Here is a 24,088-nt window from a genome sequence, read left to right as displayed (position 1 = left end):
CCAATAAATTAATCCCTATAATTGCCGTGAAGCCTTTTTGCCAGTTAAAGCTCAACATTTGTCTTCATGGTGATGTCCTGAACCTTTACAGCTCCTTCATTTACGAAAAAACCAAAATGACCGTCCTTGAAGTTATAAATTCGCGTTGTCATGGCGACTTCATCATTTACATACAGGCATAGGATATCTTCTTCGAGAATCAACTGAAAATGAATCTGGCTGTGACTCGCAAAATCAAATGGACGCTCCAGCTCAATCATTTGCGGCTTGTCCCCGGCAATTTGCCATTGAAAGAATCCCGGTTCTGTTCTTGGCCACATATCAAAGGCAATCCGGTTATGAAAAGGATCAAATTTGATGAAGTAACCATTGTCCAGCGCCTTGTCCGTGCGAACTGCGATGCCAAAGTCCTTCACACGCTGCCAATCCGTAAAGGAAGCCTCAAGCATGACCTGAGAAGGCAAAGAGTTAAGCACGCTATAAGCTAGACCATCCGGAGAAGAAAGCTGCAGCCAGTTATCCTGCTGAATGCAATTTTTCTCCTCTTGCAGCAGAATTCGCTCTTCCTTGTTAAAATGTCCATAGATGGAAGACGGCATTCTCACAAGAAGTTCTCCGTGTTCGTTCTGGTGCAGCTCATGGGCAACCAGAGTGCCCGCCCACTCCCAATCCCCAAAATCATTCGAGCCCTTCTTCGATGGAACCCAGCCAAAGGCGTACCGCTTCAAGCCGTCGGAAGCTGTTTTGGCTGCATAAAATCCTCTGCCGTCAAAGGTGTCCAGCGTCGGTGATGTGTATAAGCCATCGATTGTTTTGCTCTTTTTATAATGGGTGACGAACTTCTCACTGAAGGTGGAGTAGATCAGGTAGTGCCATTCCCCCATCTTGAAATAATCGGGACATTCCATCGTAATGTATTTATCCGGGCTGTAGAAGGGTTCACCATATTTCCAGTTCACAAGGTCATCAGAAGTCAGAAGTGCGATGCACCCTCCTCTTTTCTCGGAAGAGTTCATTTCCCTAGTGGTGACCAGCATCCAATATTCCTGCTTCTCTTCGTTGAAGAATACAAAGGGATCACGCCAATCAAATTGCTCATAAATCACTTCATCCCCGTACAGTTTAAAACCGCTATCCTTCGTCCAATGAATGCCGTCGGTACCCGTAGCCCGCAGCACAACTTGTAAGGGCTTACCATCCTTGCAAAACGCAGGGTTGGGATTATGTCCCGTGTAGAAAAGATGGTACATACCTTCCTTGTCCTTGATCACAGAGCCGGTATACGCATTCCGGTCTAGAGCAGTTTCATCTCCGTTCGGCAGAACCTCTCCATAATCCTTAAAGTCAAGTCCATTTCTGGTGGCGAGCAAATTCCATGAGGTATGGTTGCCATAGTCTCCTCTCTCTCTCTCGTCGTGAAGATAGTAGAGCTTGTACTCCCCATTGTCATAAAACGGAATCACATCACCAACCCAGCCATTCGCAGGCCTGTAGAACACTTTCCTCATTCTCATCATCTCCATTAGTAAAACGTTTTACAAACATATAGTAACACAATTTTTAGTCTTGTCAACGGTTTCATTTGTTTGTATATTAGTATTAATGATGCGGAAAACATTTTTGTAATTATATTATAGTAAAACGTTTACCAAAAATAAAAATTGGAAAGTCCATCCTTTCCTAGACAAAGGAGACGTAACATGATTATTGGGGCAATTGAAGCAGGCGGAACAAAATTCATCTGCGGAGTAGGCAATGAGGAAGGTGAAATTCTGGACCGGATCAGCTTTAAGACGGAGACTCCGGATAAGACATTGCAACAGGCGGTTGATTATTTTAAAGATAGAGGGGTTCAGGCTATTGGTATCGGGTCATTCGGGCCGATTAATATGGATCTATCCAGCCCCTTGTACGGGCATGTGACCACTACACCCAAGCCGGGCTGGGGAGGTTTTGACTTCGTGGGGGTTATGAAACAGCATTTTCCAGTGCCGATTGGGTTCGATACGGATGTGAATGCTGCCGCCCTTGGTGAAGACCAATGGGGCGCGGCCCAGGGGTTGGACAACTGCGTCTACTATACAATCGGGACAGGTGTTGGAGTGGGCGTATATGCAGAAGGCAGGCTGATCCACGGACTTGTTCATCCCGAAGGCGGTCATGTCCTGACTCGGCGGCATCCAGAGGATCGCTTCGAAGGCCTATGTCCATATCATGGCGACTGCCTGGAAGGATTGGCCTCTGGATCGGCAATCGAGAAGCGTTGGGGCGTCAAAGGTACTATGTTGCCAGCGGAGCATCAGGCATGGAAAATGGAAGCTTATTATTTGGGCCAAGCCATCGCAGGCGTGATTCTTCTGATGTCTCCGAAGCGTGTGATCCTGGGCGGAGGCGTCATGCACCAGAAACAATTGTTTCCACTGATCCGAAGCGAAGTCCGTCAGGCGCTGAACGGCTATGTTGCTGCGCCTGAAATCCTGGAGCCAATGGATACTTATATAGTACCTCCTGGTCTAGGTGACAATGCTGGCTTAAGCGGCGCTCTGGCGCTAGGGATCAAGGCTATAAAGGGATGGGCTTAAGAGGTAAATTATATGAGTGCAGGTGTACAAAACCGGAGGCTGCCCGTTATTAGATACGGACAGCCTCTCGCTTGAATCAGAAAGCCTATTCGAATCAGCTTTCCTCCTTGGCGTGTATTTTATCATTCTGGGGAGTTTCAATCTTAACCCGGTTAAATTCCGCTGTGCCCTGGCTGACGAACATGGCCAGCTTTCCATGTTGAATGTCGTACATTCTGGCACTCATTGCTACTTCTCCGCCAACATAAATTTCGCAAATCGTGCCATCAATAAATACCTTTAGCTCATATTCATGTTCCGGCAGCAGCTTGAACGGACGTTCCAGCTCAACCTCGTAGGGGAAGGTTTTGCCCCCTTCTTCAGATTGCATAATTGGCCCGCGGAAGGTAATTCGGCTACGTTGGGGCTCAAGCGTGATGTAATAGGCAAAATCCAGACTTTCGCCTGCCCGAACCATGAACCCGAGACCCTGGGTCGACTCCGAGAAACGAACTGCTGCAGAAATCTTGCACAAATCGGGGAGTTCCTCCTTTGTGATACAACCGGCAAAGTTATAAGGAGATACGCAGAGTAGTGCATCGTCCGTGATCGACCAATCTCCAGTGATTCCCTCAAAATTCACGGTTAACTGTTTGGTAAAGGCTGAGTCAATCGTTTCGGGTACGTTGACGCCAAGCGTTCCATCCGGACGCTGAATAATTTCGTGCACAATCATATTCCCCCCCCAATCCCAAGTGTCATAATCTTTGCCTGAAGCTTTTGGCGGGTTCCAGCCGAACAGATCGTCATTTTTTGTTGGATTCCAGCCGAACAAATAGCGTTTCTGACCATCGGACGCCGACTTGGCCGCATAATAAGCGCGTCCATCAAAAGCCTCTTCTTCTGGAGTTATCCAAGGGCCATTTAAAGATTGACTCATCCGATAAAAGGTCCCGAAACGCCCCGTATAAGAAGAATAGATCAAATACCACCAATCTCCGATACGGAACAAGTCCGGGCACTCATGCGCGCCTACATGCAGGTTCGGAGCATACAACGGCTCGCGGTACTCCCAATGCTTGAGATCTTTGGAAGAGAGTAGACCCGTACAGCCTTTTCGGTTTGTCGGTCCTTTGGCCAGAGCAGCAATTAACATCCAGTATTGACCTTCTTCTTCATTCCAGAAAACAAAGGGATCACGCCAGTCTGCCAGCTCATAAATCTCGCCATCCGGACCAAAAGTATCTTCAGGAATGGGCTCCCATGTTTTTAAATCCTTGCTGACGGCATGACAAGCAAACTGCTTTCCTTCAGGAAAAATACAGTAGAACATATGATAGACATCGTCAACTTTTAGAATATGGCCGGTCCCGCCTTCAATCTTGCAAGCACCATCTTCTCTGTAATGCACGAAATCTTTCGTTCCAAGCAAATGCCAGCCATGATCAAGGCCTTCCTTGTGGTTATCTCTCCACCCATGCAGATAGAATAGCTTAAACTCTCCATCTTCATAATAGGGAATAACGTCTCCTACCCAAGCATTATCTGGACGATAAAAAAATTCCTTCATATTATAACCCTCCTCTAAGTGGCTAAGCGTTCATTCAACGAAACCGGCATATAAGCATCTCTTGTATCCCGCTCCTGATACCAATATACGGTTGCGGCATATAAACACTGGTTATTAATGCCCCACTGATTTCCTTTAGCAGTTATTGATTGACTTTTTCAAGCAACAGTGATGTGACTTGTGCACTTTCTGCACGGCTTACTTTTTCATGCGGCATAAATAATTGGTTCCCGCGGCCGCTGATTAATCCAAGCTCCTGTAGGGCAGCAACAGAATTTGCAGCCCAATTGCTGATTGTACCGGCATCCTTAAAATTACTTAAGCGATTAACGGCGTTGCTCTGTTTTGTATGGAATAGATATGCTTTGTAAAGCATATCCGCCATTTCTTCACGGCTTATGCTTTGCTCCGGTGCAAAGGTGTTTATGCTTCTTCCGGTGACAATTCCCGCTTCATATGTTGCAGCTATTGAAGCAGCGTACCATTTCGTTGGTTCCACATCCTTGAATATCACTGAGTGAGCCGGTGTTATTCCGAGTGCACGAGCGATCAAGGAAGCAAACTCAGCCCGTGTCACGTTTTGTTTTGGTGCAAATGCCGTATCGCTTACACCAAAGACAAATTGTTTGGCAGCCATCTTTTGAATCACCTCATGGGCCCAATACGATGCATCAACATCTTCAAATGACTTGTCATAGATAAGGACGCCAAATTTACTGAAATGATTCACTTTTGAAGTCCATTTATCCCTTGAATAGCTTCCGCCCCTATACTCCAGGTTCCCTTCATCGGCGATGGAATAAATGCCTGTCAGGTGCTGGAGCGAATTCGCCTTCGCACTCATCCTGATTGTGACGAATGTAGAGAATTTATTAAGCGTAAGCGCGGTACCGTCGGCCTTCACGATAGATAATTTAAATTCATAAATCTCCCCGGTTGCAGAGATGTCTGCGTGGTTTTTCTGTCCTGCCCGAGCAAGTAGTTCCTTGCTCTGCTCGGAAGACAAAGGTTCCATTTCAAAAGAGATTTTTGCATGTGCAAGCTCGCTGTCCGTGACCAACGCCTGTAATTCCTTTAATACGGCTGCGGGGATTTCGATTTCCACATTTGTGTTTGTAACCTTTAAAGCATTTTTCCCGTCATTTGCCGGTATGGTGGTTGGAAACAGCACCTGCCGCTCCCCCTTTGCTATCTCAAATGACAAGTTGCTCTGATTCTCCGGTTTGTTTACCGAAATTACAGGCTGACTTGGAGGAGGGGTTGGATTAACCGGATTCTCCACCTTAACCGGTACATTGAAATCATCGACATTAATATGTCCGAAACCGCCTGTGGATTGGTCAACTACCTTGATGTAAAGCTCCTGGCCGATATATTGCGACGCATCCCAAGTCTTACGTTGGTACTCCTCATAATTTGTAGCAGTCTCTTTAAACAGTTCTTTGCCGTCCGAGACTCGAACCAACGCAACATACAGCTTATCAATATCATTCCCGCCGCTGACCAGGAAGTTGATCTTGCCGTTCCCGCCAAGGAAGAAATTCTGCGATTTCAGCGTTCCCGTTAAGCTGTCACCCCCAGCTTCCTCGTTGAAGCCCCACAAATGATAGCCGCCCGGAATTTTATGCGACGGATTGAAGTAGATCGTGTCCCAGAAAAACTGAGCATCGGTCACATGGACATCCTGGAAAGCGTCTCCTTCTGAAATCCAGCCTGTTAAGTCCCCTGTAGCAAAATCATGGTTAGGTAGCTCCGTAGTATCGGTGTACACGGAATTGTCCCAGTTATCAGGTACATCGACCGGAACTGCTTGTTCACCCGTCAAAGCATTCATATTCCATACTTCCATCGACTTGACCGTAATATCTTTGTCGGCCCATACCTGTAAGCCCAAGGAATCGTATCTTCCTACATAGACGCGTGTGGTCAATTTTTTCTTGTAATTGGCAAAAGCTTCGATAACGGAGCGATCCAAGAAGATATGCAACTTCAGGTTCTCTCCGTTCAGATCCACATATCCGCCTTGGATGCCATCCACACGAACATCTGGATCAATGCTGCTCTTGGTCCGGTCTACATTGAAGGTCCCGTTCATCTTGTCATAGTAAATCATTGTTTCTTCTTGGCCATTATCGGATCGCCGTACCTTAAGACCGAATTTTTGAGCTTCGCCCGGATCAATTTCCATCACGATCTCCAGCATGTCCCCTTTGACATTTTGGATCAATTGATTGGCAGCCTGCAAATTTTTATCTGCAAAATCAACCAATTTAGCATCTCGTAGCCCCTGTAATTCTTGAATCGGCTCTATTCGCAATTTATCTTGCTCATCCAAGCTTAGTGAAACCGGCAGTGCCAAATTATGGGCCCATCCAGCTTGATATTCAGCCTGCGGTGTTCTTACATTCTGCACCATGGAATAAATAACCGTTCTTCCGTCTGGGGTAACCATACCGCTCTCTGCGGTTAAATAACCGTCACCCACATCCATTTTGGAAGGCGCCTCCTGATCGGGTATAAATTTAAAGTTATCCCGGTCCCAGGTGCCAATCCAGTAAAACACTTCAACATCTCTTTGCACATCGTTTGCCGGAGGAACATGCTCCGGCTTTTCATGAGGATTGACTATGAAGATATGCTTTTGCTTGCCCGTGCTATCCTTTCCTAACGGTAGTAGTACCGGCAGTTCCCACACCGTCCCAAGCTCCGGATATAGGCTTCTGTCACTGACGTATAAAGGCCCCTTATACTCCCAGTTGTACATATCGTCGGATACATACACCAAAGCTGTGCCGCTGCTGAAGTCTTGAAGACCGGATGTTACTAACTGATACCACTTATCCGTCTCTTGGTCATACCATACAAACGGGTCCCTGAATTCATTGTGAATACCGTTTCCATTTTGTTCTGTAACCGGTTCAGGATATTTATCCCATTTTTCTAAATTAGTGTCCGATAAATCAGCCGGAGTTGCTATCCCTGTTCTTTGGTTCGGAGACAGCGAGTCATTACCAGCGGTGTAAAACAGAACAGGATTGCCGTCGCGGTCATATGCTGCACTGCCTGACCATGCACCATCCGGGTCAAGGGTACCCGCTTCAGGCGCAAGAGCAGGTCTCACATTTTCCCAATGCACCATATCGTCGCTCACCCAATGTCCCCAGTGGATTTGATGCCAGTATGGACCTTGCGGGTTATGCTGATAAAACAAATGATATTTGCCGTTATAATAAATCGGTGCATGCGCTTCATTCATCCAGTTTTGTGGAGGCATCGCATGGTACTGCGGACGGTGCTGATCACCGTCGAACACACTGGGGTCCTCATCAATATCCCCATTGGGAATTTCCGGAACCGTGCCGCCGTGAAGCGTCTTTACACTCTCATATTCAGCAAGGATCTCTTGATCTGTGAGTGCTTTATTCTGCAGTTTCACTTCATCGATGAGTCCACTGAACATATTGTACGAGAACAGGCCTGCCAGCTCTACGGGTTTATTATTTTTCCCGATAATCAGGCTTTCCGCAGAAGGTGTTATCGGAACGTTGACAGGAGTTGCTTGGGATGCTACTTCCTGACCGTTTAAATATAATTTAATGACTCCCTCCCTTTTATCGAACGTAGCCGCCACGTAATTCCACATGTATTTCTCAAGTGGATGATCATTAACCCATACCTGAATCCACTGTCCACCAATACCGACCTGCATCGACCAACTGCCGTGCCGGTACATCCCAAGGGCAAAACCTTCAACCTTATCTTGATCGGACTGATTTACAATTGCAGACAGCTTGTTGCCGTCTCCCCATTCATAGCTGCGTGGAGCAACCCAGGCTTCAATCGTTAACGCATCGCCTACTGGAATGGTATCCTTAGCATTGACCTCAATATCATTCGAGTAGCCGTCAAACAGCAATGCGCCGCCTTTTACTCCGCGCGGAGTCCATCTTGGATCTTTGGAGTCCATATATCTGGCGTTGTTAAATACATAGTTCACATCATGCTCTAGACCGCTTACTTCCTCAAGCGCCTTTTTCCCTGCGCCTTCATCAAGATTCATGTAAAAAATAGTGCCCGTATTATTGGCTTGAAAAGCATCCACGGAAATACGGGCTTGACTGGATTGATCGACAACCTTGATATAAAACTTCTTATTGTAGTGTTTCTGCATTTTCCAGGAAATCTTCTCATTCGCACTGACATCCCCGGTCTTCTCAAGTAGCGCATTAGTGCTGGCATCATATAGCGCGACGTAAGCATCTTCTGGATTGTCGATGCCTAAAACGGTGAAGGTAATCGTTCCGGTTCCCTGAAGCATGAAGGTACTGGAGATTATAGAGCCGACTTCTTCCAAGATGGACTTGGCAAAAAAGCTGCCTTCTTTGCCAGCCCCGGCTTCATCAGTCACTTGAAAAGCATCACCATCAATCGTCCAGCCCTCGAAGTTTCCGTTTTCAAAACTGCGGTTTGCGATTTCGGTCGGGATAATGTTATCCACCATGATTCCATCTTCTGGTACGAGTTCATTGAAGGTGTTGAAGGCATCCGCAAAGATCACTCCCCAATCCGAAGCTGCATGATCAACGACTTCAAGATACAGTTTTTTTCCGATATGCTTGGAGAGATCGGCTTTATATTGCTCCATATTCGCAAGTCTCAAGCCCTGTGCCGGTTCTGGGAAACCCGACTCGTTAAACTCTGTATTTCCGTACCTGGCAATCAATTCGCCAGTGTCCGCTTCGATGACGCTCACATATACTTGATCCATATGCTTGCCGCCGCCTAGTCTGAAAGTAATCCATCCAGTTCCCCCCAATTCAAAGGTACTGGAACGAAGCACGCCAGTTGCAGCTTCGGGATACTTCCAGCCATTTAAATGATAAGCGCCTTCCTGGTTGTACGGGATTTGTTCATCCCACCAGGTAGTTTCATCGGAAACGCTGTTTGGCCCGAATGCTTCGCCTTCTACAACGGTCCATCCGGTCAAATCCCCAGTTTCAAAGCTTGGATTGTCTATCCGGTAGCGCGTGAAATCTGGCTTGATATCCTTGGCAATGATGCCCTCGGCAGGCTCGGATTCATGATACATAAAGAATGCATCTGCAAAAATCAATCCCCAGTCTGAGGTTGCATTATCTACAATCTCTACGTACAGCTTCTTGCCTAAATAATCGGATAGATTTGCCTTATACTGCTCCATATTGGCAAGCCGCATACCCTGAGCGGGATTCGGAAAGCCTACGTCAGCGAATACGCTATTGCCATACCTGGCAATCACTTGGCCCGTATCTGCTTCCACGATATTTACATATGCCTTGTCAGGATTTTTTGCACCGCCAAGCTTAAAGCTGATCCAACCGCTGCCTCCCAGCTCGAAAGTGCTAGAACGGAGCACACCTGTCTCAGCCTCATTATATTTCCAGCCGTTTAAATGATAATTCCCCTCTTGGTTATAAGGAATTTGTTCCGACCACCAAGTACCCTCTTCCGATACGCTGTTCTGACCGAAGGCTTGACCTCTAATAACTGTCCAGCCTGACATGTCCCCAGTTTCAAACCCTGGGTTCTGAATTTGATAGACCGTATCCGTGACAGATGTTCTCAAACTACTACTTGGACTCTGATTGACCGCATCTGTAACAGACGATCCCATATCCACCATTGGAGCAGAAGTATCTGTTTCTGCTGCGGCTGAGGCCGTAATCCCCGGAGTCACTAGCTGAAGAAACAAAACCCCTATAATCAAATTGGAGATCCATGATTTGCTTCTTTGTTTGTCTATCACGAATAAGCCTCCTATGTTATTAATTTGTAAAATAAAACGCTTCCAACAAGGTTTTTTTGCTTGAGTATTGCCCGCATTTATAGGGTAAGGAGCGCCAAGGCGCTCACATTACCATATAGAATGCATATTCCATATTTCCATCGATTTTACCAGCGGTTCGCCATCTCCCCAGAGTTCAAGACCCAAGGCATCCTTACGGCTCGGATATACCCGGGTCGTCAGACTTTTCAAGCCGTTGGCGTAAGTTTCAACCATAGAGCGGTCCAGATAAATATGCAGCTTAAGATTCTCCCCTGACAGCTCCAGCTTACCTCCTTGTACTCCTTTACAGTTCTCACCGGAATGCAGTGTCGTTTTGGTCCGGTCAGCGAAGAGCATGGATTCATTTATGTCATAATACAGCAGCGTTTCTTCCTCTCCATCCGGCGATCGCCGGATTTTGATTCCAAGTTGTTTGGCACTACCAGGCTCCAGCTCTAGTTGAATCTCAAGCATGTCTCCTTGAACATCCTTGAGAAGGCTATTTGCTTCACTTAATGACTTGTCCCTGAGCGATAGCCTCTTCTTGTCGCGCAGCGATTGAAGCTCCTCAATCGGCTCGATACCCAAGCGCCCATCCTCTCTCAAATACACACTTATCGGCAGGCCGCCGTTATGGGCCCAGCCCGATTGATACTCCAATTCAGATGTACGGTCACCTTGAGCAATAGTAAAAATAATTTTTCTGCCCGTCACAGGATCAACCATTCCACTTGGACCTGTAAAATGGAAATCGCCGACATCAATTAATTGAGGTTCCTCTTGATCGGGTTTGAACGATAGATTGTCTTTGTCCAGCTGTCCGATCCAGTAGAAGACCTCTACATCTGCCCCTGCTCCAACAGGGCTGACCAGCAGAAGATGCTTGTAATCTCCCTGCTTGTCAGTTCCAAGAGGGAGAAGGACAGGCAATTCCCATATAGGACCAAGATAAGGGAATTTACGAATATCTGCTTGATAGAAAGATCCTTTGTATGTCCAATTCAACATATCTTCTGATACAAATGCCAGCGCTGCTCCGCCCTCCCCTTCAATTCCGGAACCCGAACCAACCAGGGCATACCAGCCGTCCTCATCCTTCCATACAAACGGGTCACGGAAATCTCCGAATACCCCCATTCCATTTTTTTGTACAATAAGCGGCTCGGGATGTTTGACCCATCGGACCAAATCAATATCTTTGTCTTCGGAGTAGGTGCTTCTAGCAAGCGCGACGCTTTGATTTGGTGAGGCACTATCATTACCTGCTGTAAAAAACAAGACAGGAAGGCTATCAGCATCATAAGTCGCGCTCCCAGACCATATTCCATCCGGTGCAAGCTGATCCTTCTCAGGCGCTAGAGCAATAGGTAGATCACGCCAATGCACCATATCCTCACTCACCCAATGTCCCCAATGAATATGATGAAAGTAGGGCCCTTGAGGATTATGTTGATAGAACAAGTGGTATTGCCCCTCAAAGTAGATCGGTGCGTGAGGTTCGTTCATCCAATGAGCCGGCGGGCTAACATGATACTGTGGTCTGTGCCGATCTGTTAGCAAAAGGGTACGATCCAGCTTGATATCATCATATTGTAATTGTGGATGGACGCCTCCATGTTCTAAATCCAGCACTTCTTGATAAGAAGTGGCCACCTCTTCCGCACTCAGTACCCGGCTGTAGATTTTAAGTTCATCAATGATGCCGCTAAACATATGAAGGCTGAATACTTTTGCCAGCTTGCTACTATGATTATTTTTAGCGATGAATAAATCTGTGCCTACTGCCTCAGTTATACGCGAATCGCGAGGTAAAGCTTCCGAAGCGATTTCTCTGCCATTCAAATACAGCTTGATTTCACCCTCGTGCCCATTGAACACAGCGCTCACGTAGGACCAATCATTCTTTGGCAATTCGTAGCCATCCGGCGACCAGATTTCCTTCCACTCTCCTCCTTCCAGCCCTACTTGAAAGGACCATGACCCGTGGCGGAACATGCCAAGTAGATACCCCTGTTTGTTATCCCTATTGTGGCGGTTCACGATGGCAGCCAGCTTGCCTTCATGACCCCATTCATGGGTTCGCGGGGCAACCCATACTCCGATACTGAGAGCCGAGAGGTATTCCGGTTCGCCATTACGCTCTTCCCTATGAACGCAATGGGCAATGTATGATGAGTAGCCATCGAACAGGAGCCCGCTTCCTTTAACCCCGTGTCTCCACGGCGGAGTAGATGGTTCGGTAAACTCCGCTTGGTTAAATACGTACTGGATATTATTTATGGATTTCGATACGCTCTCCAAAGTGCTTGCCCCGGTTCCTTCATCAAACGCCCAATGCATAATTAATCCCCGGTTATCCGTTGTATTGCTCATACATCATTCCTCCCTAATATCACCTCTGTGCTTTCATCTGAAGCATGAATAGATTTAAGCGAATGGATTTGAAGCGATTTGAGGACAACCTGTCCTGATTTTGCGCTTACCTCAATATTCTCTATCGGTGCATCAGGGAAAATCTGATCGGTCAGCACAACCAAACCATTATCCGCGTACACTTCTACCGCATTGCGGTCCAACCAGATATGCAACTTCAGCTGTCCATTTACCGCAGCCAGGCTGGCTCCGTGCTGGCATGCAAACGCCGGGTGGAAATTGGTCTCACCTGATTTCGAGCGGTCGGTGAACAGCCACTCCATAGCAGAGTCGTACCCGATAACAATCTCGCTCTGTCCAGAGGATTTCAGATGGAAACGCACTTCGTCCCCTAACCGGAAATCCATCTCCGCTTCAATCTCTAGCAGATCATTATTCGACTTCTGCATAAAAGAGGTCACTGGCGTAACTGTGATATCATTCCAGCTCATGGATTCTTTGCGTAGCTGCCCGATTTCCCTGACAGGCATTTGGGTCAGCACTATACTGCCATCCTTGCTGGTGAGTGACAAGGTGCGCGGCAGGGTCATTGCTCCTCTCCAGGAACCGGTAGGCGTCTCATTGGCATACTTCCAGTTGCTCATCCAACCAATGATCACACGGCGTCCGTCCTGCTCAGGGATATCTGACCAGGTAACTCCTGCATAGTTGTCTCTGCCATAATCCAGCCACATGATATGATCAGCCGGATTATCATTAATGAAGGTATTTCCGTCGAACTCTCCAACAAAATATTGTGTACGCGAACCTTCCGGACAATTGGGATTGTCTCCGATGCTTATGATCAGTACCCATTTGGAATGTCCGGTGTCATCCACCGGCAACTCAAACAGATCCGGGCATTCCCAAACACCATCATGTGAGCCTTCTTCTCTGCCGAATTCACCCGTCAGTGACCATTCACGCAAATTATCGGATGCATAGAACCGGGCGTGGTCTCCCGCAACAATAGTCATAATCCACCGCTCACTTTGCGCATGCCAGAACACCTTCGGGTCACGGAAGTCTATCAAATTATCCTCGACAAGCACTGGATTCCCGTCATACTTGTGCCAGGTTTGGCCTTTATCACTGCTGTAAGCCAGGCTCTGACGCTGGCGTGGCTGTCTCGTCTCCGGATGGATATCCGCATGCGTAAAGATTGCAACGAGTCCATGGGAATCTTTAAATAAGCCGCTGCTATTATTCCAATCCACTACACAGCAGCCAGAAAATATCGCTCCATGCTCATCCGGGAATAGAGCAACAGGTGCGTGCTCCCAGTGAACCAGGTCTTCACTTATAGCATGGCCCCAATGCATCGGCCCCCATTTATTACTGTAAGGATGATATTGATAGAATAAATGATAGCTTCCCTCATAATAGACTAATCCGTTTGGATCATTCGCCCAATTGGAGGGTGGTGAAAAATGATACCCCGGTCTGAAACGCTCTTCATTGTACGGTTTGCTGGACTCTATCATCTGATTAATCTCATCTGTCGTCGGCATGGACCCAAGAGCCCCCTTTCGTGTTGTTACTAACGCGCCGCCGGCATTAGCAAAAGTCAGCATGCTAATAATTTGCTGTTTGGTTAGATCTTCCAATGAACTTCCGCCTTCCAGGATCTTATATAACAAGCAGCCCAGAAAAGCATCGCCAGCTCCTGTTGTGTCGATGGCATTCACCTGAAATCCAGACACATATCCATCCTGACCAGCCAACCGGTAATAACAGCCTTGTTCCGCTAAAGTGACGACGACCAACACGATACCGAATTGTTGTTGCAACTCTAGCGAGCCCTGTTCCATATCGCTAGTCCCAGTTATAAAAAAGAGCTCTTCTTCCGATATTTTCAAGATATCGGCGTACTTCATACCCCAAAGGATATTATGTTTTGCTTCCTCCTTGCTCTCCCATAAAGCAAACCGGATATTCGGATCGAACGAGAGCAACACTCCTGCTTCCTTGGCTCTGAGAACTGCCGTCCTGGTTGCGGTACGGGCCGGTTCATGGGTCATGGACAATGAGCCAAAATGCAGGGCTTGGCAGGTTTCAATCCGATCGAGCGGGACATCCTTCGAGTGTAAGAAGGTATCTGCTCCCGGCTTTCGGAAGAAGCTGAACGATCTGTCTCCCTTATCATCCAGATGGACAAAGGCAAGCGTTGTACTCGCTTCATTTGTGAATGAAACTTCAGACACATCAACACCACTACTTAGCAGTGTGTTGTGCAGCAGGGAACCGAATTGGTCCTCCCCAACCTTGCTAATCAATGCAGTTCTGGCTCCTAATCGGGATAGCACAACGGCTACGTTAGCCGGAGCACCTCCTGGATTGCATTCAAACTGCTCGTTCCCCCCAGTTGTATGGCCTGCTGGAGTAAAGTCAATCAATGCTTCTCCAATAGTAATAACATCAAGCACAGTTTCTCCCCACCTGTCATCTATTTATTTATTTTTAGATTTGCGTTATAGCGATCCAGTCCGTTTTGATAAATCTCCATTAATTCGTTTAGGCCCATCTTTTCCAGTGTTTTCACATAGCTTTCCCACTCCTCATCCGCGCCGCCATTAACAATGAATTTTCCCCTTTGGGTATTTACATACTTAATCAATTCAGGCTCGATCTTGTTGATTTTGTCCAGTTCGTCTGGTTCAAAGAAAATACTCGGATAGTTTTCCTTTTCCATGTATGGATCGTAATATTGCTTTAAATCTTCAACACGCTGTTGAGCTCGTGGTTCCAGATCAACAACTTTCCCCAAGTCCTGTATGGTAATGACGCCAGGTCCGCCTGCGCCTGGAGCAACTTTTTGACGGAATTCACCTGCAGAAGCTCCCTCAGGAAGCGGCAGGTTCACCAATTTACCATTTTCGTCTTTCTTGTATACAATATCTAGTGGACCCCAATGAATCTGAGCAGCCATGTACGGTTCATACTGTTCATCGATCCAACGCATCGTGATTTCCGGATTACTGTTCTCTTTTGTAATCACAAAGGCCCCACGCCCTGGACCACCGCCATTGCCGCGTCCGATTGTTTGATCCCCATTTGGTCCTTTAAGTGGAGATAGTAGAACATAATCCTTACCACGTTCAGTTCCTACAACCTCTTCAATTTCCCACCAGATATAAGATCCAAGTGTCTCATCTGTCGTTTTTCCTTTTGCCAGATACTGTGCCGCATCTTGCGTGAAAGATTCGGGGTCAATCAGACCCTGCTTATACCATTTTTCATGGAAGTAATTCAGGGCTTCCTTATATTCAGGCTGAGTAGCAGTAAAAATAACTTTTCCATCTCTGACTACTCGATGCTCCATATTATCAGGAAGACCAAATGCTCCAAAAATTCCGGCAATATCCATGCACCACTGCATATGCATGAAACTCAACGGGATTTCATCTTGCTTACCATTACCATTTGGATCCTTTGTTTTAAAGGCAAGCAGAGCTTCCGTATATTCATCCAGTGTTTGTGGCACTTCTAGACCCAGCTTATCTAGCCATTTTTTATTGATGACATGGAAAAAGGGGTTGGTTCCGAGATTATTCTCTTCGAATGATGGCAGCCCATAAATATGTCCATCCGGTGCTGTAATCGATGATTTGATGTCGGGTCGGCCATCAAGAAGCGCTTTCAAATTTGGCGCATATTGATCAATCAAATCCTCCAGTGGAATAATGGTTCCGTCTTTACCGTAATTGATCAGCTCGTAATCGGTGAATCCAGCTCCGTAAAATGCATCCGGCAGATCTCCGCTTGCCAATAACAAATTTTTCTTTTCAGCAAAATCAGTATCAGGGATGTTTTCCCATTCTATCTTTACGTTTGTTTGCTCTTCCAGCCTCTTGAAAATTTCCATCTCCGAGTATTTCGGAGCCAAGGCAGCTTTCGGGGACACCATTCTCAACGATACTGCTTCTTGAACAATCGGAAGACCGGTTTTATTGAAATTGGCTTCTAGATTTGTATTTTCTGCCTGATTCTTTGATCCGTTACTGTTTCCCGAACATCCACTAACCACAAACGCTCCGGCCAACACAAGAATCCCCACATTTTTAAATAAAGATTTCATTGTACATAACCTCCCTTAGTTGTCATCCAACATGCTGAAAATCACTTTCTTACATGCTTCATCTGAATACTGCTTGTACATCCCCCCTTTCAAGCATTACGTCCACATCACCCCTTGATTGATCCGATCATCACGCCTTTAACAAAGTACTTTTGCAGGAATGGATACAAAATCAACAGTGGCAGACTGGATACAATAATAACACCGTATTTGATTAGTTCTGTGACGCGCATCTTCGCCGCGTAAGATTCAACATCTATCATCATGCCGGAGTTAACCTGATTCTGAACAAGAATGTTGCGAAGCACCAATTGCAGCGGGTATTTGCTTTCATCGCTAAGGTAGATCAAGGAGTCAAAAAAACCATTCCAGAAACCAACGACATGATACAGCACCATTACGGCTAGGATCGATTTGGACAAAGGCAGAACGATGCTCCAAAAAAATCTGGTGTTGGAACATCCGTCAATAGATGCGGCTTCCCACATTTCATCCGGTATGGACGACTGAAAAAAAGTTCTCACGATAATAACATTGAATACACCGCCCGCTCCGGGAATCACGAGTGCCCATATTGTATTTAGCATGTGAAGATCCTTAATCAGCAAATAGGTTGGAATCAGTCCTCCGCTAAAAAACATGGTAACCAACAAAAACCACATAATCACAGACTTACCTGCCAGATTTTTGCGTGCTAAAGGGTAGGCTGCACAAACAGTCACGGCGACTCCAATAAATGTTCCAAGTGTCGCGTATAAAATTGAGTTGGCATACCCAATCCATATAGATGAATCATTGAAAATTCGTTCGTATCCATCTAACGTAAAGCCTTTCGGAAACAACCAAACTTCACCTGAGTATATATAATTGGGGTCACTGAATGATGCTATCAGCACAAAGTACAACGGAAATAATACGAGCAGCATGATGATGGTTAACAAGAAGTAGTTGACTAAGTCAAACCATGCATCCCCTGTGCTCTTTCTCTTCAATAATTGATTCAAAATGAACTCCTCCTTACCACAGGCTAGTTTCAGTTACTTTTTTGGCGATCCGGTTAACGGTGAAAATTAGGATGATATTGATTAGAGAGTTGAACAGGCCAATCGCCGTGGAAAAGCTGTATTGCGCCTTCTGAATCCCCATTTCATACACGTAGGTGGGAATAATATTGGAGGTGGCGTAGTTCAGATCGCTCTGCATTAGAAACGCTTTTTCAAAACCAATGCTCATTATGTTGCCGAGTGCGAGAATCAGCAGAATGACGATCGTCGGCAGAATGCTCGGAATGTCCACGTGCCATACACGCTTCCTTTTGCTCGCTCCATCCATAGTTGCAGCTTCATGCAGTTCGGGATTGACTCCCGCAAGGGCAGCAAGATAAATAATCGTGGCAAATCCGGTCTCCTGCCATATCCCTGATAAGATATACAAGGGACGGAACCAGCCCTCATCGGCCATAAAGAGCACGGGGTCCCCTCCAAACCAGGTGATGATGTGATTCACGATCCCGCTGTTCGGAGATAAAAAAACATTAAGCATACCGACAAGTACAACGGTAGAGATAAAGTGCGGCGCGTAAATTACGGTCTGAACAAATTTCTTATAGGTCTTCCCAAGCATCTGATTCAGCATGATTGCGATAATGATGGGAGCCGGGAAGCCAAACAGCAGGGATAGAAAACTGAGTGTAAGCGTATTCGTAATGATAGTCCAGAAGTTATAGGAATTGAAAAAATCTATAAAGTGCTGAAATCCCACCCATTCACTACCCCATATCCCCTGACTTGGTGAAAAGTCCTTAAAAGCAATTTGCACCCCGTACATCGGATAATACTTGAATACGAGATAAAGAATAATGATCGGCAGTAAGAACAGATACAGTTCATAGTCGCGTTTGACTCGGCTCCATCTCTTTCGTTTTGGTTTGATCATGGAATGATCCAGGCTACTAATTTTTGAATTCACTCTTGTACACCCTTTCCAGTAAAGTATTCTCCGTTTTGAAACGTTTCCAATTCAGTGTGTGCGAAGGGATTTATAGATAAATCGACATCATAAACCGACCGAATAAACGAATACTTTCCAACCTGATCATAATTTGAAACGTTTCCAATTATGGGTAAGAAAAACGCCAGAGGGTCAATTCACACTGTTAAATCGACCATGAGCTGATGCTTTTCCTACCAATCATAATCACGTAGTTTCGCCTTGCCTAAAAGTAACCGGGAGTCGATACACTTGCTGTTCTAAATCCTTGCCTTCAATCTTCTCATAAAGCAGTCTGATGGTCATGCGTGCCATTTCCTCCACCGGTTGTCTGATTGTTGACAACAAAGGATGGAAATAGGGATGATCCTGGATGCCATCGTATCCAATGACCTTTACATCTTCTGGGACCCGAATACCCTGCCTGCCTGCTCTTTCAATATATTTGGCGGCAAATATATCGGTAATGGCAAAAACGCCGTCCACATCGTGATGCTCTTTTAGTAACTCATCAAAATAAGCGTCGTCATCCTCAACGGGGTCTGGCTTCTCGTATACAACGTACTCAACACCCATTGTTTTCGCCTCTTGAATGAAGCCTTCTCTACGATTCATGGTTTCACTGTAAACTGAAGTGACGCTTCCTATAAATGCCGGTTTTCTAGCACCCGCTTTTACTAGCTCCCTTAAGGCCAAACGCCCGCCTTCGTAATTATCCGAAGTTACGCAGGTAATTTTCTTGTTAAAATGCCTGTCGATACTTACAATCGGAATGTCGTTTCTCACGTTGTTCTCTATATCGTTGTAAGTAATGCCGACGATACCAGCCACTTTGTTTTGCTGAAGCATTTCCAAATAATAAAGTTCTTTTTCAGGCTTGCCTCCGCTATTACAGAGCATGAGCTTATAACCCTCAAGGTCCAACTCATCCTCAATGTAATACGCCAGTTCAGAAAAAAATGGGTGCCAGATGCTTGGTAACATCAGTGCTACCATCTTGGATTTACGCATTTTGAAATTTCGGGCAATTTCATTAGGGACATAATTCAGCTCTTGTATGGCTTCTTCAACTTTTCTGCGTGTAGCGGGTTTTACAGCACCTGATTTATTAATGACACGGGACACGGTTCCTACTGCTACGCCAGCTAAGATGGCTACATCTTTAATACTCGACATCTAACCCCCCACTTAAACCCTCGATAAAAATTATAATATCACCAAATTGGAAACGTTTCAATATTTTTTTGAACGTTTCCATCAGAGTTCACTTCCTGCGGAATGTAGTTGTCCTTGAAGAATTGTCTGACCGCTAAGCCTCTAAGTGAAGAGCGCTTCTGGCGGCATGAAATTTTCATGCGGTATGTTTACCATAGTTCTCCCTAACTCTCTTATCATGCAGACAGGAGTCCTTCTGATACCTAAATCAATACGGTTTGGTGCTACTTATGTAGCTTTGGAATAAAGTTTGATCATTTTCTGGCTATGATCTTCAACAATCGCGCCCGATTGCGGAGGATTAAAGAGAATACAGTTCTATTACTTTTTCTAAGGAAAATTGATTCGGAATACACATATCAACAAAATAGGGTAACTGCCATTTTTGAGTTTTCATCGCTTGTTTACTACTCGGACTATCCCAGCTAGGATAAACTCTTATTGCCATTTTGCCCTTTGTTGAAGTAGACCTAAGAATGTTCTGTTTTAAAAGTATTTCTTTTGGAAAAATAAATTGCCCAAACTCATTTTCATTTTTAAAGGTAGTTATAACTAATAAATCAGGGGCTTCCTCATATAAGTAAGGTTGATTTTGATTATTTTCGTCCTTTTCCCAAAATGCAACAAACTGCCCTACTTTGGTAGGGGTTATATTCGAAACTCTGAATCGCACTGTTTTAGAAGATAATTGAAATGTACCAGCACCATACTTAGAATTTTGCTTTTCTTCTTGAACTGACTTTACAGTTAAGTGATTCGACTCATAAATCTTTTTATTTACATAAGTTAATGCTGTAAAAAAATTATTCATTTCTTCACTCCTAAAATTCACACAAAATGGCCCGATTGCTGAATTGTCATAATCCATCCTGTCGACGTAATTGTATCAAACTTTATTATAAATTATCGAACTTTATTCCAAAGCCACAACTTAACCCAGTCGATTCGGAGTATTGTCACTAAATAATGTATCAGGAAAAAAGTTCAATTATAATCGCTTTTTTAGACGCATAATTTTATCTCATTCATATAATTTCACTACCTTTTAAATTATTTGAATTTCATAAAGCCAATTTAACGGTGACACTAGCAAAACAATGTCACTTTAACAATCACGTAATGATAAAAATAAGGGTAGCCCTATAAATGACTTAGGGCTACCCTTGATGAATTATTAAGTTTTAAATTCCCGTTTCGTCACTTCCTATTTGGAAGAGAACAACACTTTATTGTAATGAATCAGATTGCATTAAATAAAAGGGCATAGACCCGTCGAGAAATGTGAGTGAAAGCCTCCAGAGGTGTGTGGAGCAGCGTGCAGCAGATCAACAAAAAAGGAGCAAAACTCGCCCCTTCTGTTCCCGCATGCTTGCCGGTTGCCCATTTTGACGGCTCTCGTCCCATTCAATCCGGGTTACGATTTATCTTCTGGTGAAATCCTGCGAATAATCGAGCATTAGTGAGAAAACTGCATCGTACCAAGGGAGCTTAATGAAGCATAGTCAGTCTAATACTTTATTTGCCGAGTCTAACATTTTATTTTCTTCTGACAGTAATGAATCAGTTACCACACTCCTCCGGACATGAGAATCCGTCATGAGCTACATCCGCCCAAGTTCTTGCCAGTAGATTGATCAGAGGTAGCCCTTTGCCATGTAAAGCTGAACACCACTATGTTGGAGCTGAACGTGTAAAAATAACTTCATAACAGCAACAAAAAAATAAACAGCCTCAGTCCTATGGAATACAGGAAAAAGACCGTCTATTTTTCTAATTGTACTACCTACTTGACGTGGTGCAGTTCAGTCCTAGATTGCCGTTGTTAGTCTGAAGTATTAATGCTCCTGCAATACAATAAGGACTTTGTATTGTTCATTCTTTTATTTACTTGCAAGTAAAATAGAATGTTCACCTTGCTCTTGGCGAGTCGTTACTCTCTTGTGAAATTCTCTAACATCCCCGCAGGATATCGACTACCTGCCGATCCATTAGGAATGATTTCTGCAATACGCGCAAGGTCATTATCAGTTAGTTCAATATCCGCAGCCCCAACGTTCTCTTTAAGGCGACCAACACTTCGCGTTCCAGGAATCGGAACAATACTCTCATCCTGTGCTAGTAACCAAGAGAGCGCCAATTGTGCAACTGTGATCCCTTTGTTTGATGCCAATTCTTTAAGTTGTTGAACGGCCTTCAAATTATAGGTAAAATTCTCTCCCTTCCAGCGCTCATCTATACGACGAAAATCATCTTCAGGATACTCCTCAGCTGGTTTAACATCATTAGTTAGAAATCCTCTGCCTAACGGTGCATAAGGGACTAAACCAATGCCTAATTCCCTTAACACTGTAATTATGTTTCTATCTTCAAGCTCCCTCTCAAAAATAGAATACTCACTCTGCAATACCGATACTGGTGTCACAGCATGTGCACGGCGAATGGTATCTGTGCCAGCATTACTTAACCCAAAATATTTCACTTTTCCTTGTTGAATGAGGTCACCTACTGCACCAGCAACTTCCTCAATTGGGACATTTGGATCTGGAATGTGTTGATAAAAGACATCAATATAATCTGTTTGTAAGTAGCGCAAGCTATTCTCAGCCACTTTACGAATATTGTCTGGATGGCTGTTGAAACCTGCACCAACCTGCTCTGCTTTCATATCAAAACCAAATTTTGTTGCGAGCACAACTTTATCACGAAAATCTTTAACGGCTCTGCCAAGCACTTGCTCATTATGACCATTACCGTATAACTCTGCTGTATCAAAGAAATTGATACCGAGGTCATAAGCTTGTCGTATCGTCTCAATGCCCTCATTCTCATTAGAAGGACCATACGCTACTGAAATGCCCATGCAACCAAAACCAAGTGAAGAAACACGCAACCCCTGTTGTCCTAAAGAACGATACTGCATATTTTATTCTCCCTTCGTTTAAGGCTAATGAAAGCCTTGTAAATAATTATCTTTACTCCCTAGCGATCATCAACCTAATTGAAGTGGTCTACACTTCAGAGTTAGTATCATATCGTCGAAGTAATCATACCAAATTAAAATTACAAAGTAAACAAAAAGAATAAAGTTTGTATATTCCGTTTATAAAATGTATTATGTATTTCATGTAGAGGAGCGGTTATAATATTGAAAGGAGGGAATGAAATGAATAACAAGATTGTCACCGATAAGCACAATGAAACAAGAAGCAAACTCATGGCGAAATTACTTCCTTACGTGAGGAAAAATGGGTTTCAGTTGCTTACAATGGACGAAATATCTAGAATAATGGGCATTAGTCGAGCCACATTATATAAGTACTACTCTACAAAAGAAGATATTGTGGAATTTATAGTAGATAGTTTTGTTCAATATATTCATGAAATCGTTGATGAAACAAGTGGGGAGAAAATGGGGGATCGTTTTCAACAAATTTTCGAGCAAACCGTTTTATTAATGCAATACATTACAGATGTATTCTTGAAGGATCTTGAGGTCCATTACCCAGAGAAATTTGATCAACTCGGCGAGGCGCTAAAAACACGCGAGCAACAAATATTAGATTTTTATAATGCGGGAATAAAACAGGGGATTTTCAACAAAATTAACGTGAAGATTACCATTAAGCAGGATGAGATTTTAAGAGATATCTTGGATGCAAAGTATCTAATGGAAAATAATCTTACAGTATATAATGCGATTTCCGACTATTATACGATAAAAAAAATATTACTATTTATACCCGATAAACTGCATACCGTCGATGACAAGGCAATGACTCCGAAAATCGAATATATGGCTGCTAAAATAACCAAAAATCTTTTTTAATAATATCCACACTTAGGACTATACCAACTATAAGTATTCCCCTCTCCCTATTGATCAAAGAAGCCCTGCTAAGGGCTCTTTTGATTACACCTTTGATCAAAACAAAACCCTTGTTTTCATTACCCAAAACAAGCGCTCCCCAAGCATAGTATTTGCGCTGCCGCTTTAAAGGAACGGGGGTAGTGAAGAGGAACAAACAAAAGTTTTAAATAAGTGTCCCCATCTATTCAATCCTGCCCCTCCTCCCCACAAGGCTTCCCAGCCCTTTCTCCTCCCTTCTCCCTAACCCCTAAAGCATAATAAGTTTGAGCTGAGCTTAGGAAGTGATCAATCAGGTAAAGCAGTCGAGGAAACACCTGAGAAAATAGCTTGAGAACGCAGGCGTGATACGGAATTCCAAGGCTGTGGATGCTGGGAAAAGCCTGCTTCCTGGGGAAAAGAGTGAGAAAAATGCCGAGCGAAAATCAGGGGTGGATACCTGAAGTTCGTCGGTGACGAAAGAAAACAAAGTTGTGGACTAAGAGGACGGCGAAGCTGTAGCCGTGCGCCTGCTTGTTCTTCCTGGATCGGTATGCTGGTGCCGGCAGCGGCGAGCTGCGGATCATGCTTCCAGTTTGTTCTTTCAGAAGTT

General features: G+C 44.7%; 13 protein-coding genes. 2 read left to right on the top strand and 11 right to left on the bottom strand.

Going from position 1 to position 24,088, the window contains the following annotated elements; translation table 11 throughout:
* Positions 1-44 precede the first annotated feature (44 nt).
* Positions 45-1,508 carry a glycoside hydrolase family 32 protein gene (locus ASF12_RS09585; protein ID WP_056033215.1) on the bottom strand — a complete coding sequence of 488 codons (1,464 nt, stop codon included), beginning with the start codon at positions 1,506-1,508 and terminating at the stop codon, positions 45-47.
* 192 nt (positions 1,509-1,700) lie between these two features.
* Here ASF12_RS09585 and ASF12_RS09580 point away from each other — a divergent pair, with 192 nt between their 5' ends.
* Positions 1,701-2,582 carry an ROK family protein gene (locus ASF12_RS09580; protein WP_056033211.1) on the top strand — a complete coding sequence of 294 codons (882 nt, stop codon included), beginning with the start codon at positions 1,701-1,703 and terminating at the stop codon, positions 2,580-2,582.
* A gap of 94 nt (positions 2,583-2,676) precedes the next feature.
* Here ASF12_RS09580 and ASF12_RS09575 read toward each other — a convergent pair whose 3' ends face one another.
* From ASF12_RS09575 to ASF12_RS09530, 10 genes are all read right to left on the bottom strand, one after another.
* The gene (locus ASF12_RS09575; RefSeq protein WP_056033208.1) at positions 2,677-4,131 is read right to left on the bottom strand and encodes a glycoside hydrolase family 32 protein; all 1,455 of its coding nucleotides are present in this window, start codon (positions 4,129-4,131) and stop codon (positions 2,677-2,679) included.
* Positions 4,132-4,273: 142 nt separating this feature from the next.
* Positions 4,274-9,916 (bottom strand): S-layer homology domain-containing protein, encoded by a 5,643-nt coding sequence (locus ASF12_RS35530; protein ID WP_081418718.1) that lies wholly within the window; start codon positions 9,914-9,916, stop codon positions 4,274-4,276.
* Between the two features lie 108 nt (positions 9,917-10,024).
* The gene (locus ASF12_RS09565) at positions 10,025-12,310 is read right to left on the bottom strand and encodes a GH32 C-terminal domain-containing protein (RefSeq protein WP_056033205.1); all 2,286 of its coding nucleotides are present in this window, start codon (positions 12,308-12,310) and stop codon (positions 10,025-10,027) included.
* Positions 12,307-14,775 (bottom strand): PfkB family carbohydrate kinase, encoded by a 2,469-nt coding sequence (locus tag ASF12_RS09560; protein WP_056033203.1) that lies wholly within the window; start codon positions 14,773-14,775, stop codon positions 12,307-12,309. Before ASF12_RS09560 ends, ASF12_RS09565 begins: the two co-directional genes overlap by 4 nt.
* Before the next feature lie 20 nt (positions 14,776-14,795).
* On the bottom strand, positions 14,796-16,427 hold the full coding sequence (locus ASF12_RS09555) for an ABC transporter substrate-binding protein (protein WP_056033200.1): 1,632 nt from the start codon (positions 16,425-16,427) through the stop codon (positions 14,796-14,798).
* A 107-nt stretch (positions 16,428-16,534) separates the two neighbouring features.
* Positions 16,535-17,431, bottom strand: coding sequence for a carbohydrate ABC transporter permease (locus ASF12_RS09550; RefSeq protein WP_056033197.1), 897 nt, complete (start codon positions 17,429-17,431; stop codon positions 16,535-16,537).
* Positions 17,432-17,444: 13 nt separating this feature from the next.
* Positions 17,445-18,362: an ABC transporter permease gene (locus tag ASF12_RS09545; protein WP_200931605.1), complete on the bottom strand. Its 918-nt coding sequence runs from the start codon at positions 18,360-18,362 to the stop codon at positions 17,445-17,447.
* A 261-nt stretch (positions 18,363-18,623) separates the two neighbouring features.
* Positions 18,624-19,592 (bottom strand): LacI family DNA-binding transcriptional regulator, encoded by a 969-nt coding sequence (locus ASF12_RS09540; RefSeq protein ID WP_056033190.1) that lies wholly within the window; start codon positions 19,590-19,592, stop codon positions 18,624-18,626.
* Positions 19,593-19,932: 340 nt separating this feature from the next.
* Positions 19,933-20,442, bottom strand: coding sequence for a MepB family protein (locus ASF12_RS09535; RefSeq protein WP_056033187.1), 510 nt, complete (start codon positions 20,440-20,442; stop codon positions 19,933-19,935).
* A 1,119-nt stretch (positions 20,443-21,561) separates the two neighbouring features.
* The gene (locus ASF12_RS09530; RefSeq protein ID WP_056033184.1) at positions 21,562-22,551 is read right to left on the bottom strand and encodes an aldo/keto reductase; all 990 of its coding nucleotides are present in this window, start codon (positions 22,549-22,551) and stop codon (positions 21,562-21,564) included.
* Positions 22,552-22,794: 243 nt separating this feature from the next.
* Here ASF12_RS09530 and ASF12_RS09525 point away from each other — a divergent pair, with 243 nt between their 5' ends.
* Complete coding sequence (locus ASF12_RS09525; protein WP_056033181.1) at positions 22,795-23,457, top strand: TetR/AcrR family transcriptional regulator; 663 nt, start codon at positions 22,795-22,797, stop codon at positions 23,455-23,457.
* The last annotated feature ends 631 nt before the right edge of the window (positions 23,458-24,088 follow it).

It is taken from the genome of Paenibacillus sp. Leaf72 (assembly GCF_001422685.1).
GTDB lineage: Bacteria > Bacillota > Bacilli > Paenibacillales > Paenibacillaceae > Pristimantibacillus.
This window is presented reverse-complemented; position numbering and strand designations above follow the sequence as displayed.